Source organism: Tsukamurella paurometabola DSM 20162, from assembly GCF_000092225.1.
In the GTDB taxonomy this organism is placed as follows: Bacteria; Actinomycetota; Actinomycetes; order Mycobacteriales; family Mycobacteriaceae; genus Tsukamurella; species Tsukamurella paurometabola.
Map to the genome: position 1 here is coordinate 1177735 of NC_014158.1, position 17506 is coordinate 1195240.

The 17506-nt window shown below is 69.0% G+C and carries 18 protein-coding genes; 16 read left to right on the plus strand and 2 right to left on the minus strand.

The features are described 5' to 3' along the window. Positions 1 to 15: 15 nt before the first annotated feature. Positions 16 to 2568: a bifunctional FO biosynthesis protein CofGH gene (locus TPAU_RS05740; RefSeq protein WP_041944303.1), complete on the plus strand. Its 2553-nt coding sequence runs from the start codon at positions 16 to 18 to the stop codon at positions 2566 to 2568. Then, positions 2565 to 3317 carry a hypothetical protein gene (locus TPAU_RS21805; protein WP_013125818.1) on the plus strand — a complete coding sequence of 251 codons (753 nt, stop codon included), beginning with the start codon at positions 2565 to 2567 and terminating at the stop codon, positions 3315 to 3317. The genes TPAU_RS05740 and TPAU_RS21805 overlap by 4 nt, the downstream gene beginning before the upstream one ends. Position 3318: 1 nt before the next feature. Here the strand turns inward: TPAU_RS21805 and TPAU_RS05750 are convergent, their stop codons facing one another. Continuing rightward, positions 3319 to 4536 (minus strand): NupC/NupG family nucleoside CNT transporter, encoded by a 1218-nt coding sequence (locus TPAU_RS05750; RefSeq protein ID WP_013125819.1) that lies wholly within the window; start codon positions 4534 to 4536, stop codon positions 3319 to 3321. 108 nt (positions 4537 to 4644) lie between these two features. Here TPAU_RS05750 and fdxA point away from each other — a divergent pair, with 108 nt between their 5' ends. The 6 genes from fdxA to TPAU_RS05785 all read left to right on the plus strand — a co-directional run bounded on the left by fdxA (position 4645) and on the right by TPAU_RS05785 (position 8539). After that, positions 4645 to 4971, plus strand: coding sequence for a ferredoxin (gene fdxA / locus TPAU_RS05755; RefSeq protein ID WP_013125820.1), 327 nt, complete (start codon positions 4645 to 4647; stop codon positions 4969 to 4971). Between the two features lie 13 nt (positions 4972 to 4984). Further along, the gene (dapC, locus tag TPAU_RS05760; protein WP_013125821.1) at positions 4985 to 6091 is read left to right on the plus strand and encodes a succinyldiaminopimelate transaminase; all 1107 of its coding nucleotides are present in this window, start codon (positions 4985 to 4987) and stop codon (positions 6089 to 6091) included. Further along, positions 6088 to 6981 carry an MbnB/TglH/ChrH family RiPP precursor modification enzyme gene (locus tag TPAU_RS05765; protein WP_013125822.1) on the plus strand — a complete coding sequence of 298 codons (894 nt, stop codon included), beginning with the start codon at positions 6088 to 6090 and terminating at the stop codon, positions 6979 to 6981. Before dapC ends, TPAU_RS05765 begins: the two co-directional genes overlap by 4 nt. Before the next feature lie 13 nt (positions 6982 to 6994). After that, positions 6995 to 7252, plus strand: coding sequence for a hypothetical protein (locus TPAU_RS05770; protein WP_013125823.1), 258 nt, complete (start codon positions 6995 to 6997; stop codon positions 7250 to 7252). Between the two features lie 311 nt (positions 7253 to 7563). Further along, on the plus strand, positions 7564 to 7995 hold the full coding sequence (locus tag TPAU_RS05780) for an SCO6045 C-terminal-like domain-containing protein (protein ID WP_013125825.1): 432 nt from the start codon (positions 7564 to 7566) through the stop codon (positions 7993 to 7995). 73 nt (positions 7996 to 8068) lie between these two features. Then, the gene (locus TPAU_RS05785; RefSeq protein WP_147291061.1) at positions 8069 to 8539 is read left to right on the plus strand and encodes a hypothetical protein; all 471 of its coding nucleotides are present in this window, start codon (positions 8069 to 8071) and stop codon (positions 8537 to 8539) included. 6 nt (positions 8540 to 8545) lie between these two features. On the opposite strand, the gene dapD is transcribed toward TPAU_RS05785, so the two are convergent. After that, positions 8546 to 9496 (minus strand): 2,3,4,5-tetrahydropyridine-2,6-dicarboxylate N-succinyltransferase, encoded by a 951-nt coding sequence (gene dapD / locus TPAU_RS05790; RefSeq protein WP_013125827.1) that lies wholly within the window; start codon positions 9494 to 9496, stop codon positions 8546 to 8548. Positions 9497 to 9591: 95 nt separating this feature from the next. Between dapD and mgtE the strand changes: the two genes are divergently transcribed. From mgtE to TPAU_RS05830, 8 genes are read left to right on the plus strand one after another with little or no spacing between them, the layout of a single operon-like run. Further along, positions 9592 to 10944 carry a magnesium transporter gene (gene mgtE, locus TPAU_RS05795; RefSeq protein ID WP_013125828.1) on the plus strand — a complete coding sequence of 451 codons (1353 nt, stop codon included), beginning with the start codon at positions 9592 to 9594 and terminating at the stop codon, positions 10942 to 10944. A 13-nt stretch (positions 10945 to 10957) separates the two neighbouring features. After that, positions 10958 to 12067, plus strand: coding sequence for a succinyl-diaminopimelate desuccinylase (gene dapE, locus TPAU_RS05800; protein WP_013125829.1), 1110 nt, complete (start codon positions 10958 to 10960; stop codon positions 12065 to 12067). Between the two features lie 10 nt (positions 12068 to 12077). Further along, positions 12078 to 12872 (plus strand): LOG family protein, encoded by a 795-nt coding sequence (locus TPAU_RS05805; protein WP_013125830.1) that lies wholly within the window; start codon positions 12078 to 12080, stop codon positions 12870 to 12872. Next, on the plus strand, positions 12869 to 13417 hold the full coding sequence (locus TPAU_RS05810; protein ID WP_013125831.1) for an LOG family protein: 549 nt from the start codon (positions 12869 to 12871) through the stop codon (positions 13415 to 13417). Before TPAU_RS05805 ends, TPAU_RS05810 begins: the two co-directional genes overlap by 4 nt. 10 nt (positions 13418 to 13427) lie before the next feature. Then, positions 13428 to 15239: a long-chain-acyl-CoA synthetase gene (locus TPAU_RS05815; RefSeq protein WP_013125832.1), complete on the plus strand. Its 1812-nt coding sequence runs from the start codon at positions 13428 to 13430 to the stop codon at positions 15237 to 15239. Continuing rightward, entirely contained in the window at positions 15202 to 16119 is a 918-nt protein-coding gene (gene folP, locus TPAU_RS23420; protein ID WP_049825944.1) for a dihydropteroate synthase, read from the plus strand. Before TPAU_RS05815 ends, folP begins: the two co-directional genes overlap by 38 nt. Beyond that, positions 16116 to 17024 carry a glucosyl-3-phosphoglycerate synthase gene (locus TPAU_RS05825; protein WP_013125834.1) on the plus strand — a complete coding sequence of 303 codons (909 nt, stop codon included), beginning with the start codon at positions 16116 to 16118 and terminating at the stop codon, positions 17022 to 17024. Before folP ends, TPAU_RS05825 begins: the two co-directional genes overlap by 4 nt. Continuing rightward, positions 17021 to 17506 (plus strand): hypothetical protein, encoded by a 486-nt coding sequence (locus tag TPAU_RS05830; protein ID WP_013125835.1) that lies wholly within the window; start codon positions 17021 to 17023, stop codon positions 17504 to 17506. The genes TPAU_RS05825 and TPAU_RS05830 overlap by 4 nt, the downstream gene beginning before the upstream one ends.

Consider the following 17506-nt stretch of genomic DNA (forward strand, 5'->3'; position numbering starts at 1 on the left):
CCCGCGCTTCTACCGATGCCCTCGGTGCCGAAGCGAACGGCGGAGCCGTACCAGCCGACCCCCTCCGCGATGCGCCGTGCCCTACGCCGGGCGCGCGACGGAGCCACGCTCAACGTCGATGAGGCGCAGGTGTTGCTCGCCGCCCGCGGCGACGATCTAGCGGACCTCTGCGTCTCGGCCTCCCGGGTGCGGGACGCGGGCTTGCGCGAGGCCGGACTGGTCGACGAGGCCGGGGTCGGGCAGGTGACCTACTCCAAGAGCGTGTTCATCCCGCTCACCCGGCTGTGCCGCGACCGGTGCCACTACTGCACCTTCGTGACGGTGCCGGGCAAATTGGCCGCCGAGGGACATGGCGCCTTCCTCGAACCCGACGAGGTGCTCGACATCGCGCGGCGCGGCGCCGAGTTGGGCTGCCAGGAGGCGTTGTTCACGCTGGGCGATCGCCCCGAGGACCGCTGGGAAGCGGCGCGGGTCTGGCTCGACGAGCGCGGCTACGACTCCACCCTGGACTACGTGCGCGCCATGTCGATCCGGGTGCTTGAAGAGACCGGCCTGTTGCCGCACCTGAACCCGGGCGTCACCAGCTGGGAGGAGCTCACCCGTCTCAAGCCGGTATCCGCGTCGATGGGCATGATGCTGGAGACCACGTCCGAGCGACTGTTCACCGAGAAGGGGCAGGCGCACTACGGCTCTCCCGATAAGGATCCCGCGGTGCGGCTGCGCGTCCTGCAGGACGCCGGCCGACTGTCGGTGCCCTACACCACCGGTCTGCTGGTGGGGATCGGCGAGAACGAGCGAGAGCGCGCCGAGTCGATCCTCGCGATCCGCAAGGTGCACAAGGCCTTCGGGCACATTCAAGAGGTGATCATCCAGAACTTCCGCGCCAAGCCGGACACGGCCATGCGGAACGTGGCCGATCTGGGGCTCGACGAGTACCGGGCGACGATCGCCGTGACCCGCCTTGTGCTGGGGCCGAAGATGCGCGTACAGGCTCCGCCGAACCTGGTGTCGGGGGAGGAGTGCCGCCTGCTGCTGGAGGCCGGTATCGATGACTGGGGCGGCGTCTCGCCGGTGACACCCGATCATGTGAACCCCGAGCGGCCGTGGCCCGACCTCGACGCACTGCGGAACCTCACGGCCGAGGCGGGATTCGGATTGCAGCAGCGTCTGGCCGTCCATCCCGAATACGTGCGTGCCGGGAACCCATGGATCGACCCCCGGGTGGCCCCGCACGTCGCCGCCCTCGCCGATCCGGCGACGGGGCTCGCGGATCCGCAGGCGTACCCGGTCGGCCTGCCCTGGCAGGAGCCCGACGAGGAGTGGGCGTCGTCCGGGCGCATCGACCTCAATACCGCCATCGACACTGACGGCCGCAACACCGACACCCGCTCCGATCTGGGCTCGGCCTTCGGTGATTGGGAGACGGTACGCGAGCAGGTGCTCTCGCTCTCCGCGCCCGAGAAGGTGGAATCCGATGTGCTGTCGGCCCTGCGAGCGGCGGAGAAGAACCCGGGCGGCCTGTCCGACGATCAGTACCGCGCGCTGGCCTACGCGGACGGGCAGGGCCTCGAAGCGCTGGTCGCGCTCGCCGACCAACTGCGCCGAGATACGGTGGGCGACACCGTGACCTACGTGGTCAACCGGAACATCAACTTCACCAACATCTGCTACACCGGCTGCCGGTTCTGCGCCTTCGCGCAACGCAAGGGCGATGCCGACGCGTTCACGCTGTCGATGAAGGAGGTCGCCGACCGCGCTGAGGAGGCGTGGCAGGTGGGAGCCACCGAGGTGTGCATGCAGGGCGGTATCGACCCCGACCTGCCCGCCACCGGCTACGCCGATCTGGTGCGCGCAGTGAAGCAGCGGGTGCCGGGCATGCATGTGCACGCGTTCAGCCCGATGGAGATCGTCAACGGCGCGGCCCGGTCCGGCGAGTCCGTGCGCGACTGGCTGATCGGGTTGCGCGAGGCGGGTCTGGACACCATCCCGGGTACCGCCGCCGAGATCCTGGACGACGAGGTGCGGTGGGTTCTCACCAAGGGCAAGCTGCCCACCTCGGCGTGGATCGATGTGGTCACCACCGCACATGAGGTGGGTATCCGCTCCAGCTCGACGATGATGTACGGCCACGTCGACAATCCGGCGCACTGGGTGACGCATCTCAATGTGCTCAAGGGCATCCAAGACCGGACCGGCGGCTTCACCGAGTTCGTCCCGCTGCCCTTCGTGCACCAGAGCGCCCCGCTGTACCTCGCCGGCGCCGCCCGTCCCGGGCCCACCAAACGCGATAACCGTGCCGTGCACGCCCTGGCCCGGGTCATGCTGCACGGGCGCATCGAGCACGTTCAGACATCCTGGGTGAAACTGGGTACCGCGGGAACTCAGGCCATGCTGCAGGGCGGCGCGAACGACCTGGGTGGCACGCTCATGGAGGAGACGATCTCGCGGATGGCGGGTTCGTCACACGGATCGGAGAAGACGGTGGCCGAATTGCACGCGATCGCCAACGGTATCGGGCGCCCGGCGCGTGAGCGCACGACGACGCACGCTCAGCGGGGTGCGGCGTGAACGCGCTGGAGCCGCGCGGTGGCGCGGTCACGGGTGATGTCACGGATCTGGAATTGGCACGCACGGTGGGCGTCTTCGTGACGGTGACGCGGCCCGCCGTGGTGACCGCGAGGTTCGTCTCCACGCTCGCGGGCATGACCCCGATCCCGGTGGTCAACGGCTACCTGCGGCGCGATTCGGACGGGCGGTCGCGCTGGTGGGTGATCCCGGTGGGTGCTGTGACGACCGTCGCGGTGGCCTGGCCGAATGCGCTCGGCTTCGTCGCCCGGGTGCTCCCGCTGCAGCCCTATCTGGGCTTCGCCAACCAGACCATCGTGGTGGTCGGCGTTGCCGGCGAGCACGGCGTCGATCAGGTCTCCGAGCAGATCGACCTGGTGGCACGGGTGCTGGCGCGCAGGCAGATCGATGCCCGGTCGCTGCTCGGCGAGAACCCCGGGTGGAGCGAACTGGTGCCGGTGCGCGAGACCACCGACCGGCTGCGCGGCGGTATCGGTTCCGCGATCGGCGCCGTCCGCGAGGTGGTACACACCGTGAAGTCGGCGCGCTCCGCACTGGACGCCCGGCCGCGGCCGGCCTCAACCTTCGACAAGGTGAGCAGGCTCCCGGTCGTGGGTGCATTCGCCGGGTACGTGGGTGAGTTCGCGACGTTGCGCACCGTCGAATCGCGCGCCTCCGACGGCGCCAAGATCCTCGGCCTCGAAGCCGTCCTGTCCGGCGCGCCGACGGCGGAGCCGGAGAAGAACGACTGACTCAGGAGATCAGGCCCACCACGGTGGCGCTGAGGAACGAGACCAGCGTGGCACCGTAGAGCAGCTTGAGGCCGAATTTGGCGATCTGATCGCCTTGGTCCGGGGCGAGCGACTTGGCGGCACCGGCGATGATCCCGATCGAGCTGAAGTTCGCGAAGGAGACCAGGAAGGTCTGCACGATCGCGGTGGCGCGCTCGCTCATCACCACGGCGCCGCCGGGGTTCTGCGAGGTGAACGACAGCATCGCGACGAACTCGTTGCTCACGAGTTTGGTGGCCATGATCTGGCCCGCCTGCACGCACTCGCTCCACGGCACGCCGGTGAGCCAGGCGAGCGGCGCGAAGACGTGCCCCAGCACCTCCTGGAAGGTGGTGCCGTTGAAGATCGCCGCGAAGATTCCGTTGACGAGTGCGATGAGCGCGACGAAACCGATCAGCATGGCCGCCACCGTGAGTGCCACCTTGGCGCCGTCGAGGATGTACTCGCCGAGCATCTCGAAGAAGGACTGCTTCTTCTGCTCCGGTGCGGCGAAGACGTCGTCCTCGGGCGCCACCTCGTACGGATTGAGCAGCGAGACGATGATGAAGGCGCCGAACAGGTTCAGCACGATCGCCGCCACCACGTACTTGGGCTGGATCATCACCATGTACGAGCCGACGATCGACATCGACACCGTCGACATCGCCGACGCGGAGAGCGTGTACAGGCGGTTCGACGGGAGCGTCGGCAGGATCTTCTTGATCGCGATGAAGTTCTCGGACTGGCCGATGATCGCGGAGCTGACGGCGTTGAAGGACTCCAACTTCGGCATGCCGGTGACCTTCGAGATGGCCAGGCCGAGGTACTTGATGATCAGCGGCAGCAGCTTGAGAAACTGCAGGATGCCGATGAGCGAGGAGATCACGATGATCGGCAGCAGCACGTTCATGAAGAACGGGCCCGCCCCGTCGGGGTTGGTCTTGTAGTCGACGAGGCCGCCGAAGACGAAGGACGTGCCCTCGTGGGCGTAGCCCAACAGGGTCTTGAACCCGCGCGCCAGCGCGTCGATCACCGTCTTGCCCACCGGTGTCTTGAGCATGAGCAGACCCAGCCCGAACTGGATCACGAGCATCAGCGCGATGTACGGCGCCTTCTTCTTGAGCATGGCGACGTCCCGCGTGGGCAGGAACGCCAGCAGCAGGAACACAATGAGACCGAACACCCCGACGATTACGTGCACCGGTGAATGAAATCACACGTCGGCAGGTTAGGCGACACTTCTTTGTGACGTGTTCCAACGGCCAGGAATACTGTCGGTAGGTCTCGACGTGTCCGAAGGAGTGATCAGGTGACGTACACCATCGCAGAGCCCTGTGTGGATGTGCTCGACAAGGCATGCATCGAAGAGTGCCCGGTTGACTGTATCTACGAGGGCAACCGGATGCTGTACATCCAGCCGGACGAGTGCGTCGACTGCGGTGCGTGCGAGCCGGTCTGCCCCGTCGAGGCGATCTTCTACGAGGACGACGTCCCGGATGAGTGGTCCGAGTACGTCACCGCCAACATCGATTTCTTCAACGAGGTCGGTTCGCCCGGCGGTGCCGCCAAGACCGGCAAGATCGATTACGATCACCCGTTCATCAAGGCGCTGCCGCCGATGAACACCGAGGACTGACGGGCCGCGCACGGTGCAGAACCGTTCGCCGCTGGCCGCCCGTCTGCCCGACTTCCCCTGGGACACGCTGGCCGCCGCGAAGGCGCGGGCGGCCGCGCACCCCGGCGGCATCGTCGACCTCAGCGTCGGCACCCCGGTCGATCCGGTGGCCGAGCCGATCCGGCACGCGCTGTACGAGGGCTCGGCCTTTCCGGGCTACCCGGCCACCATCGGCACGATCGAGCTGCGTACCGCGGCCGCTGCTGCCCTGCACCGGCGGTACGGTTCCGTCGCGCTCCCGGAGAACGCGATCCTGCCCGTGATCGGCACGAAAGAAGCGATCGCACAGCTTCCGTCGGCTCTGGGGCTGGGGTCCGGCGACACCGTCGTGATCCCCGAGGTGGCGTACCCGACCTACGAAGTGGGGGCGCTGCTGGCCGGGGCGAAGCCGGTGCGGGCCGACGGTACCGCCCAGCTCGTCTCCGAGAGTCCGGCGCTGGTCTTCGTCAACTCCCCGTCCAATCCCACCGGCACGGTGCTCGGCGTCGATCACCTGCGCAAGGTCGTGCAGTGGGCGCGTGAGCGCGAGGTGATCGTCGCCTCGGACGAGTGCTACCTCGGTCTGGCCTGGGACGCCGAACCGGTCTCGATTCTCGATCCGAGGGTCTGCGACGGTGACCTGACCGGACTGATCGCGATCCACTCCCTGTCGAAGACCTCGAACCTCGCCTCCTATCGGGCCGGGTTCTTCGCGGGCGATCCCGCGCTGATCGCCGATCTCGCGGCGGTGCGCAAGCACGCGGGGGCGATCGTGCCGTTCCCCGTGCAGGCGGCGATGACCTACGCACTGTCGGTGGACGAGCACGAGGCGCAGCAGCGCGCCCGCTACGCGTCTCGCCGTGAGGTACTGCTGGCCGCGGTGCGCGGTGCGGGCTTCCAGGTCGATCATTCCGAGGCCGGGCTGTACCTGTGGTCCACCCGCGGCGAGGCGTGCCGGGACACCGTGGACTGGTTCGCCGATCGCGGTATCCTCGTCGCCCCCGGCGAGTTCTACGGACCGCAGGGTGCGCAGCACGTCCGGATCGCTCTCACCGCCACCGACGAGCGCATCGCCGCGGCCGCGCAGCGCCTCGCGGCATGACCGTCTCGGGCGTCTCCGCGGCCTGGCGGCCGGAGATCGCCCGGATGCTGCTCGATGCGGCGCAGGCGGGCGAGATCGGATTCACCGAAGTGGTCGCCGAGAACCTGGACCCCGCGGCGCTCCCGGCCGATCTGGTCGCGTTGGCCGAGTGCGGGGTCACCGTGATCCCGCACGGCGTGACGCTGGGTCTCGCCGGCGCGGACCTGCCCGATCCGGGCCGGCTGCGGCGCCTCGCTGATCTCGCGACCGCGTTCGGCGCCCCACTGGTCAGTGAGCACGTGGCCTTCGTCCGCGCGGGCGAGCGGGGCGCCGACGACGGTGACGGCCCGCACGGCGAGGTGATCGAGCGAGTACTCGAAGCGGGACACCTCATGCCCGCGCCGCGCACTGCGGAGGCGCTCGACGTGCTGGTGGAGAACGTGCGCGCCGCCCAGGCCGCGTTGCCGGTCCCGCTGGCGCTGGAGAACATCGCCGCGCTCTTCGGGTGGCCCGAGGACGAGTACGACGAACCGGACTACCTCGCCGAACTGGTCGAGCGGACCGGGGTGGGTGTTGTACTCGATCTGGCCAATCTGTTCGCCTCCTGTGTGGCGCGCGGGCTCGACCCCGTCACCGAACTGCGGCGGTACCCGCTCGACGCGGTGGTGTACCTGCACATCGCCGGTGGTCGCTTCGATGGTGCGCTGTATCTGGACACCCATGCCGATCCGATTCGGCCGGAAGTTCTCGATCTGCTTGCCGCCTGGCGGGATTCACAGCCTTCTCTTGGGTGGAAAGCCGCAGGTGGGGGCCCGGTTCCCGGAGTGTTGCTGGAACGAGACGAATCCGTGACCGAAACCGCCGTCCGGCACGAGATGCTGTCGCTACGAGAGGTTCTCGGGAACGACTGACGGAGGTGTCGAGATGGACGTCCTGGCGATCGTGATTCCGTTCTTCATTCTCTTCGTGTTCGCGGTGATCGCCGTGATCGCGACCCGCAGCCCGAAGGGTGCCAAAGGTTCTCGTCGTGCCGCCCGGCGCAGCGCGGCCGCCGGTGCTTCGGGTGCCGCCTTCTTCTTCGGCGGCGGCGACTCCTCCGGTGGTGGGCACTCGGGCGGCGGCCACTCCTGCGGCGGCGGTAGTTCCTGCGGCGGTTGCGGCGGCGGCGGTGGTGGCTGCTGAGCGGGCTTAGGGTGAACCGGGAGGTGCAGTGATGGAGATCTTCGCAGTCATCGTCGTCGTTCTGCTCGTGATCGGGATCGTTTCCGCGGTCACCGGTGGCGACGCGCGCAAGGGCACCCGGCGTCGCGGATCGAGTGAGTCCTGGTTCTTCGCCGGCGGCAGTTCCGCCGCCGATTCCGGCCACCACGGTCACGACTCCGGAACCACCTGCAGTGCCGCCAACTGCAGTGCCGCCAACTGCAGTGCCTCCAACTGCAGTGCGAGCAGCTGCGGCGGATCGAGCTCGTGCAGTTCCAGCAGTTCGAGTAGCTGTGGTTCGTCCTGACGCGCGCGAGCGCCTGCGTCGCCGCCAGAGCGCCGTGCTCGACGACCTGCTGGCGGCGCGGGTGCCTGCGGGATTCGACGCGCGAGCTGCGGCGCTCACGTCACGGGTACTCGCGGTCAAACGCGCCGGTTCAGCGGGCCGTGCGTGTCCGTCGCTGAGGACGCTCGGCACCTGGCCGCACGGTTTCGTCGCGTACGCGGCCACCCACCCGAAGGAGGGGTGCTCCGCACACGACGCACGCGCCTACATCACCTGGTTGCGCGCGCACGGGACGGCGGCGGAGCGATCCTGGGTCGCCGTCGAATCGGTACGCAGCGGTGCCCGAAGGTGGGCCGTGGCCGGTGGGCGCCCGGTCGTCCGTATCGGTGCGTGGACCGTCGGAGTCCCCGCGACCTCGCCCACACCTCGCGCGCAATGATGTCCGGATCGCCGAACCGATGGCGTACGCTATTGCAAAAGAAGGCGTCGTAGCGGTTGGTGGAATGTTGAGTGTGAGGGACCTGGGAGTTCGCCCGGTGGTCATCGTGATCGTCATGGTGCTGCTGGGCGGGTCCGGTCTGTGGCTGGTGGAGTCTCGATTCGTCGCGGGCCGCCCCGGCCTCATCGATGACCTCGGGCGCACGCCCGCCGGGCCGCAGGATTTCCGCTTGGGGACCCTCCTCGGCCTGACCGTCGATCAGGCGATGGATGTGGTCGGCGCGCCGAGCGAGCACGTGAACTCACGGCCGTGGATAGTGCCGCTGAACCGCGCGACCGATGTCGACACGGCGCGCATCTCGGCCGCCTGCTTCACCCCGGCGTCGCGGCAATTGGCGGTCGAGGTGGCGAACAACGACCAACTCTCCTCCGGAGACTGGCGGATCGCCCTGCGCGGCGATGCCCCCGCCCGGGTGGACCGGCTGCGGGACGTGACGGACTGCACCGTCACCTCGCCCGCCAGCCGGCTGCGCGTGGGTGACTGACCCGCGTCAGTTCTTGTGGAGAGCGGCGTTGAGCTCGACGCCCTCGCTCTTCCACGGCACCACCTCGACGGCGCCGGTCACGGAGTTGCGCCGGAACAGCAGGTTGCTCTGCCCGGCCAGCTCGCGGGCCTTGACCTGCGTGCCATCCGGACCCGTCACCTTGGTGCCGGCGGTGAGGTAGAGGCCCGCCTCCAGCACACAGTCGTCGCCGAGGGGGATTCCAAGGCCCGAGTTGGCGCCCAGTAGGCACCGCTCGCCGAGCTTGATGATCTCCTTGCCGCCGCCGGAGAGGGTGCCCATGGTGGATGCGCCGCCGCCCACATCGGAGTGGTCGCCGATCACGACGCCCGCGGAGATGCGGCCCTCGACCATCGCGGTGCCGAGGGTGCCGGCGTTGAAGTTCACGAAGCCCTCGTGCATCACGGTGGTGCCCTCGGCGAGGTGTGCGCCGAGCCGCACACGGTCGGCGTCACCGATGCGCACACCCGTGGGCAGCACGTAGTCGACCATCCGCGGGAACTTGTCGAGCGAGTACACGGTCACCTGGCCGCGCTTGCGCAGCGCCGCGCGGACCAACTCGAAACCGGCGGGCGCGCACGGACCGAAGTTCGTCCACACCACGTTGGCCAGGAGCCCGAACTGCCCCTCCAAGCTGAGCCCGTGCGGCTGGACCAGCCGATGGCTGAGCAGATGCAGGCGCAGATATACATCGTGCGCGTCGATCGGCGCTGCCGCGAGGTCGGCGATCGTGGTCTTCACGACGACCAGCCGCACCTTGCGGTCGGCGTCGGTGCCCGCGAGCGCGGTCAACTCCTCCGGTGCGCCGGCGGGGTCGTGATCGGACCCCGTGGTGCCGGCGCCATCGGTCAGCTCCGGGGCGGGGAACCAGGTGTCGAGCACCGTTCCGTCGTCGGTGATGGTGGCCAGTCCGTATGCAACAGCTCCGCGATTCGTCACCCGCTCAGCCTACTGGGCGGGTGGATCCGGGCACGGCGACGCACCCGAGCAGGTTCAGCGCTGCAAAACCGCCGCTTTCGGATAGCGTGCAACGAGTGACAACGACGCTGGACGCGGCCAAACTCGCCAACCGGATCGACGATGCTGTGGACGACGGCGACATCGCCGAGGTCGCATCGCTGATCGCTCCGCTCAATGCGCACGACCTCGCTGATGTGCTGGAGCGGCTCAACCGCAAGGACCGCGCCGTGGTCTTCCGGTTGCTCGCGAAGGACGATGCGCTCGACGTCTTCGAATCCCTCGATGCGCCACTCCAAGGCGAGCTGATCCACGATCTGCAGGACGAGCAGGTCACCGGGCTGTTCGCCGAACTCGACCCCGACGACCGCGTCACCCTGCTCGACGAGTTGCCCGCGACCGTGGCCGCCCGCCTCCTGCACGGTCTCCCGGAGAGCGAGCGCGCGGCGACCGCCGCCCTGCTCGGCTACCCCCAGGGCTCGGTCGGTCGCGAGATGACGCCGGAGTTCGTCTCGGTCCATCCGGAGGACACCGCCGAGAGTGCCCTCGACGAGGTGAAGGCACACATCGACGACGTCGAGACGATCTACGGCATCCCCGTCGTGGGGCGCGGCCGGATCCTGGTGGGCATCGTCGGGCTGCGCGGCCTGATGCGCAGCGCGCCGGAAACGCCGGTCCGCGACATCATGAACATCGCCGGCACCGCCAACGCTCGGGAGTCCGCCGAGGACGCGGCGCGGCGCTGCGCCGAACAACGCCTGCTGGTGATGCCGATCGTCGATGACGAGCACCGGATCGTGGGCATCCTCACCGTCGACGATGCGCTGCGCATCCTCGAGGAAGCGGAGAGCGAGGATGCCGCCCGCCAAGGCGGCGTGGAGCCCCTGAACCGGCCCTATCTGTCGACCCCCGTGCGGACGCTGGTGCGATCGCGAGTGGTGTGGCTGCTGGTGCTGGCGATCGGTGCGACGCTCACCGTCAAGGTGCTCTCGGTGTTCGAGGACAGCCTGCAGGAGATGGTGGTGCTCTCGCTCTTCGTGCCGCTCATCATCGGTACCGGCGGCAACACCGGGAACCAGGCCGCGACCACCGTGACCCGCGCGCTCGCCCTCGGTGACATCACGACCCGGGATGTACTTCGTGTGCTGGGCCGCGAGATCCGTGTCGGCGCCACCCTCGGCGTGATCCTCGGCGGTTTAGGCACGGTGATCGCCGGCGTCCTGTTCGGTACCGACGTGGGCCTGGTGATCGGCGCCACCCTGTTCGGCGTGTGCACCATGTCGGCCACGGTCGGCGGTCTGATGCCGATCGTCGCGAAGTCCATCGGCGTCGACCCGGCGGTCTTCTCCAACCCGTTCATCAGCACCTTCGTCGACGCGACGGGCCTGATCCTGTACTTCCTCATCGCGAAGGCGATCCTCGGGATCTGAGCACTACCCTGGTGTGGTGACTCTCGAACTCGCCTCGGACCCGATCGACCTCACCGCTGCGCTGGTGGACATTCCCAGCGTGAGCCATGACGAGGAACGGATCGCGGACGAGGTGGAAGCGGCGCTGCGTGCACTGGACCACTACGAGGTGCTCCGGGTGGGCAACAACGTGCTCGCCCGCACGAATCGCGGTCTGCCGCAGCGGGTGATGCTGGCCGGGCACCTCGACACCGTGCCGATCGCCGATAACGTGCCCAGCCGCCGGGAGGTCCGGGCGAGCGAAGCGACGGGGGAGGCGGTGGACATCCTGCACGGCTGCGGCACCGTCGACATGAAGAGCGGTGACGCCGTCTTCCTGCACCTGGCCGCAACCCTGGACGACCCCGCCTACGACCTCACCCTGATCTTCTACGAGTGCGAGGAGATCTCCTCGGAGTTCAACGGGCTCGGGCGGATCGAGCGCGAGCTGCCGCAGTGGTTGCGCGCCGACGTCGCGATCCTCGGTGAGCCCTCGGGCGGGCTCATCGAGGCGGGCTGCCAGGGCACCATCCGGGTGCGCATCACGGCGGGCGGGGTCCGCGCGCACAGCGCGCGGTCGTGGCTGGGCGACAACGCGATCCACAAGCTCGGCCCCGTGCTCACCGCTCTGCAGGCGTACACCGCGCGCACGGTCGACATCGACGGCTGCGAGTACCGCGAGGGCCTGAGCGCCGTGAAGATCGAGGGCGGTGTGGCCGGGAACGTCGTGCCCGACGAGGCCTTCGTCGACGTCAACTTCCGGTTCGCGCCGGACCGCACCGTCGACGAGGCCGTCGCCCACGTCCGCGAGGTCCTGGCGGGGCCGCTCGCCGACGGCGCGCTGGGCTTCGAGGTCACGGACGCCGCGCCCGGCGCGCTACCGGGGCTCGGCGCTCCCGCCGCGGCGAAGCTCGTCGAGGCCGCGGGCGGGCGGTTCCGCGCCAAGTACGGGTGGACCGACGTTTCGCGGTTCGCCGCGCTGGGCATCCCCGCCGTGAACTTCGGTCCGGGCGACCCCAACTACGCGCACAAGCGCGACGAGCAGGTCGAGACCGCGCAGATCACCGAGGTGGCCGCCGTGCTGCGCGCCTTCCTCGCTGGGTAGGTTGTGCGTCATGGCCTCCGATAAGAAGCCCTCCCACGACCACTACCTGCGCTACCGCGGCCCCGTCCGGGTCCAGGGCGCGGCGGCGATGGAATCGTCGACCACCGACCAGAGGCTCCTCGCGAACGCGGACGACGCCGACTGGCTGCACCGCGACCCCTGGCGGGTGATGCGGATCCAGGCCGAATTCGTCGAGGGCTTCGGCGCACTCGCGGAGCTGCCGCCGGCGGTCACCGTCTTCGGTTCCGCTCGGATCACACCGGATTCGCCCGAGTACGCCACTGGCCGGGAGCTCGGCGCGGGACTGGTGCGCGCGGGCTACGCCGTGATCACGGGCGGCGGTCCGGGCGCGATGGAGGCCGCGAACCGCGGCGCCAAGGACGCCGACGGCCTCTCGGTGGGGCTCGGCATCGAGCTGCCCTTCGAGCAGGGGCTCAACGACTGGGTCGACCTCGGCATCAACTTCCGCTACTTCTTCGTGCGCAAGACCATGTTCGTCAAGTACGCGCAGGCCTTCGTCTGCCTTCCCGGCGGTTTCGGCACCCTCGATGAGCTCTTCGAGGCGCTCACCCTGGTGCAGACGCACAAGGTGACCCGGTTCCCGATCGTGCTGCTGGGCTCCGCGTATTGGGGCGGGCTCGTGGACTGGATCCGGGGCACGCTGACCGAGCAGGGCATGGTCTCGCCCGGCGACGCCGACCTGATCACCGTCACCGACTCGGTGGCGGAGGCGATCGACATCATCGTGCGCGCCGACGCCGCACGCGAGCGCGAGGCGGGCGCCAGCGAGGTGGACCCCACGTGACCGCGATCGCCGTCTTCTGCGCCTCACGCGCCGTCCCCGCCGAGTACATCCAGCTGGCCCACGAGGTGGGCGCCGCGATCGCGGCAGGCGGTGACTCCCTGGTGTGGGGCGGCGGCCACGTATCCATGATGGGCGCGGTCGCGCAGTCCGCGCGCGACGGTGGCGCGCACACTCTGGGCGTGATTCCGACGGCGCTGGTCGACCGGGAGGTCGCCGACCACGACGCCGACGAGTTGCTCGTGGTGGACACCATGCGCGAGCGCAAGCAGCTCATGGACGACAACGCCGAGGCGTTCCTCGTGCTTCCGGGCGGTGTGGGCACCCTGGAGGAGTTCTTCGAGGCCTGGACCGCCGGCTACCTGTCGATGCACGACAAGCCGGTGGTGATCCTCGACCACGACGGCTTCTACGCGCCGCTATTGGACTGGATCGACCAGCTGGCGGCTCGCGGATTCGTCGGCGACGCGGCCCTCGGGAAGCTGCACCGGGCGACCGGCGTCACGGACGCGCTCGACGCCTGCCGGGCCCTGCCTACTGCCAGGTAAGATCGCGGCCGTGAATTCCGCGCACAAGAACACCACCGTCGGACTGACCGATCTGGCCAAGGGCCTCCGACTCCTGGTGCCGGATCTGCCGCTCCTGGTCAAGGAGGGTCCATCGATCCTGCTGCGGTCACAGAACAGCAAGCAGACGATCGGTTCGGTGTTCCAGAAGCGGGCGGCGCAGAACCCGTCGCGCGACTTCCTGCGCTTCCGTGGCGAGGGCATCAGCTACGGCGAGGCCAACGCCACCGTCAACACCTACGCGCGGGTCTTGCAGCAGCGCGGCGTCAAGGTGGGCGATGTGGTCGGCGTCGTGATGCACAACCACCCGCAGATGGTTCTGGTGATGCTGGCCATCGTGAAGGTGGGCGCCACCGCCGGCCTGGTGAACTACAACCAGCGCGGCGCCGTTCTCGCCCACAGCCTGGGCATCCTCGACACCGGCACCATCGTCACGGACGAGGAGGACCTCGAGGCTTTCGATTCGCTCGACGACGCCGATAAACCCGCCGACGGCGTGTTGCTCACGGTCGAAGACCTCGCCAAGCAGGCCCGCGCGGTGCGCACCCAGGATCCATCGGCGATCGAGAACCCGGCGGTCACCTCGACCCTGCCCGCCAGCACCCGCGCCTTCTACGTCTTCACCTCCGGCACCACCGGCCTGCCGAAGGCGTCGATCATGACCCACTACCGCTGGCTCAAGGGCATGTCGGGCTTCGGTGCCACCGCGGTTCGTATGCGCGGCAACGACGTGATGTACTGCCCGCTTCCGCTGTATCACAACAACGCAGCGCTCGTCGCTCTCGGATCGGTGCTGGTTTCCGGTGCCACCCTCGCCATCGGGCGCAAGTTCTCGGCGTCGAAGTTCTGGGACGAGGCCAATGAGAATTCGGCGACCATGTTCATCTACATCGGCGAGATCTGCCGCTACCTGCTGAATCAGCCGGCCAAGCCCAGCGACCGTTCGAACACCATCCGCGTGGCCGCGGGAAACGGTATGCGCCCGGAGATCTGGAGCGAGTTCCAGGAGCGCTTCGGTATCGAGCGGATCATGGAGTTCTACGCGGCCAGCGAGACCAACATCGCGTTCGTCAACGTCTTCAACATCGAGGGCACGGTGGGTCTGTGCCCGCTGCCGCACGCCGTGGTCGAGTACGACATCGACACCGCCGGCCCGCTGCGCGACGGTGCCGGCCGGCTCACGCGGGTCAAGAAGGGGCAGAACGGCCTGCTGCTCACCAAGATCACCAAGGCGGCCCCCTTCGACGGATACACCGACGGTAAGGCCAACGACGCCAAGCTGATCCGCGACGGATTCAAGGACGGCGACGTGTGGTTCAACACGGGCGACGTGGTGACCAACCAGGGCTTCGACCACATCGCCTTCGTGGACCGGCTCGGCGACACCTTCCGCTGGAAGGGCGAGAACGTCGCCACGACCGAGGTCGAGGGCGCGCTGGACGAGGCCGACCAGGTGGAGGGGGCGATCGTCTACGGCGTCGCGATCCCCGGTGCCGACGGTAAGGCCGGGATGGCCGCGGTGAAGCTGGCGCAGGATTGGGACTTCGACGGTGCGGTGCTCGCCACCGAGCTGCGGGACCGCCTGCCCGGCTATGCGATTCCGCTGTACGTGCGACTCGTCCCGAGCCTGGAGGTGACCTCCACCTTCAAGAGCCTCAAGGGAGATCTGCGCAAGGAGGGCTTCGAGTCCACCGGCGACGATCCGCTGTACGTCTTCGTCGGCGGCGCCGATGGATACGTGCCCGCGTACGAGGGCTTCGCCGCCGATGTCGCGGCCGCCAAGGTCCCGGATCTGCGTAACTGACGTGGCGACCCCGGGGGTGCGTTCCACACTGTGCGGGCGCCCGGTGCCCGTCGATCGGGCACTGGTGATGGCGATCATCAACCGCACTCCCGATTCGTTCTACGACCGCGGAAGCTACTTCGCCGTGGACGCGGCACTGGACCGGGTAGACGCGGCAGTCGCCGAGGGCGCCGACATCGTCGACGTGGGCGGGGTCAAGGCCGGCCCGGGGCAGACCGTGGACGCCGCCGAGGAGATCGCCCGCACCGTCCCGTTCATCGCGCAGGTCCGCGAGCGGCACCCGCAGCTGCTGATCAGCGTGGACACCTGGCGGTCCTCGGTTGCCGAGGCCGCTGTGGACGCCGGCGCCGATCTGATCAACGACACGTGGGCGGGTGCCGATCGCGATCTGCCGCGCGTGGCGGCGGAAACCGGTGCGGGCCTGGTGTGCTCGCACACCGGAGGAGCGGTGCCGCGTTCACGGCCCTATCGGGTGCGGTATCCGGACGTGGTCGCCGAGGTGCGCGATCACCTGGTTGCGGCGGCCGATGCCGCCTACGCCGCCGGAGTCCGTGAGGACGGCATCGTGATCGATCCGACCCACGACTTCGGTAAGAACACCCATCACGGCCTGGCCCTCCTGCGGCATCTCGACGCGTTGGTCGATACCGGATGGCCCGTCCTGATGGCCCTGTCCAACAAGGACTTCATCGGCGAGACCCTCGATGCCGGCCTCGAGGAGCGGGTCGCTGGAACACTCGCGGCCACCGCGCTGGCAGCCCGCGACGGTGCTCGCATGTTCCGTGTGCACCAGGTCGCCGACACGCGCCGGGTGATCGAGATGGTGGCTGCGATCGACGGCACCCGCCCTCCGGCCCGCGTGGTGCGGGGGCTCGCGTGAGTGCCTCCGAGCGGATCTTCGAGCAGCCCACCTGGTCCGTCGAGCAGCTCACCGCGGCCAAGGCGGGTCGCACGGTGTCCGTGGTGCTCCCCGCACTCGACGAGGAGGCCACCGTCGGCACCGTGGTCGCGTCGATCGCACCGCTGGTCGGCACCCTCGTCGACGAACTGATCGTGCTGGACTCGGGCTCGACCGACGGCACCGCGGCGCGGGCCCGCGCCGCCGGTGCGACGGTGATCTCGCGCGAGGAGGCGGTACCCGGCCTCGCCCCGGTTTCCGGGAAGGGGGAGGCGCTGTGGCGCGGTGTGGCGGCCTCGTCGGGCGATCTGATCGTCTTCATCGACTCCGACCTCATCGAACCCGACTCGCAGTTCGTGCCGCGGCTGTTGGGCCCGCTGTTGCTGGGTTCCGGTGTGCACCTGGTCAAGGCCTACTATCGGCGCCCGCTCCGCGTGTTCAAGGCCGGGGAGGACCCCACCGGCGGAGGCCGCGTGACCGAGCTCGTCGCGCGGCCCGTGCTCGCCGCATTGCGTCCCGAACTCACCGCGATCGTGCAACCACTGGGCGGCGAGTATGCGGGCACTCGCGAGTTCCTCGCGTCGGTGCCGTTCGCGCCCGGCTACGGCGTGGAGATCGGTCTGTTGCTCGACGCGCACACCCGTTACGGCCTGGCCGGGATCGCCCAGGTGAATCTCTCCGTCCGCAAGCATCGCAACCGGGACCTGCGCGACCTCGGGGTGATGAGCCGGCAGATCCTCGGAACCGCCTTGCGGCGTTGCGGTATCGACGATTCCGGGGTGGGCATCACGCAGTACCTGGTGCAGCCGGGGCCGGATGACAGGTTCACCGCCGTGACCACCGATGTCACACTCGACGACCGCCCGCCCGTCGACTCGCTCCGATGAGTGGCGACGACGAGGGGGAGACGGCGATGCGCCGCGCGGGCGGTATGACGCCCGAGGAGGCCCGTCGAACGCTGGCGCGGGTCCACCAGGAAGCGGTCGCGACGCAGTCCGACCGGTACCGGCTCCGACGTAGCCTGACTCGCATCGCCGCGGTGGTCGGCGCGCTTGCCGTGCTGCTCGGTCCGGCCGCGGGTGGCCCGGATTGGTTCCGGCAAGCAGGATTCGGTGCCGCGCTGATGCTCTACCCGGCGGTGATCATCGACGTGGTGCTCGCGCGGCGCCGAACTCGGGCGGCGCCGAGCGGATTCACCAGCCGGTACGCGGTGGGGGTGTTCGGCACGATGTTCGTCTACTCGGTGTTCCTCGTCGTCCTGGCCGGCACCGACGGAATAGGTGTGGTTTGGGCGGTTCTCGCGGCGGTCGTGACCGCGGCCCCGGCGGTGGCGGCCGCGCGGTCGGTCGACCGGCTCCAGCCGCACTGA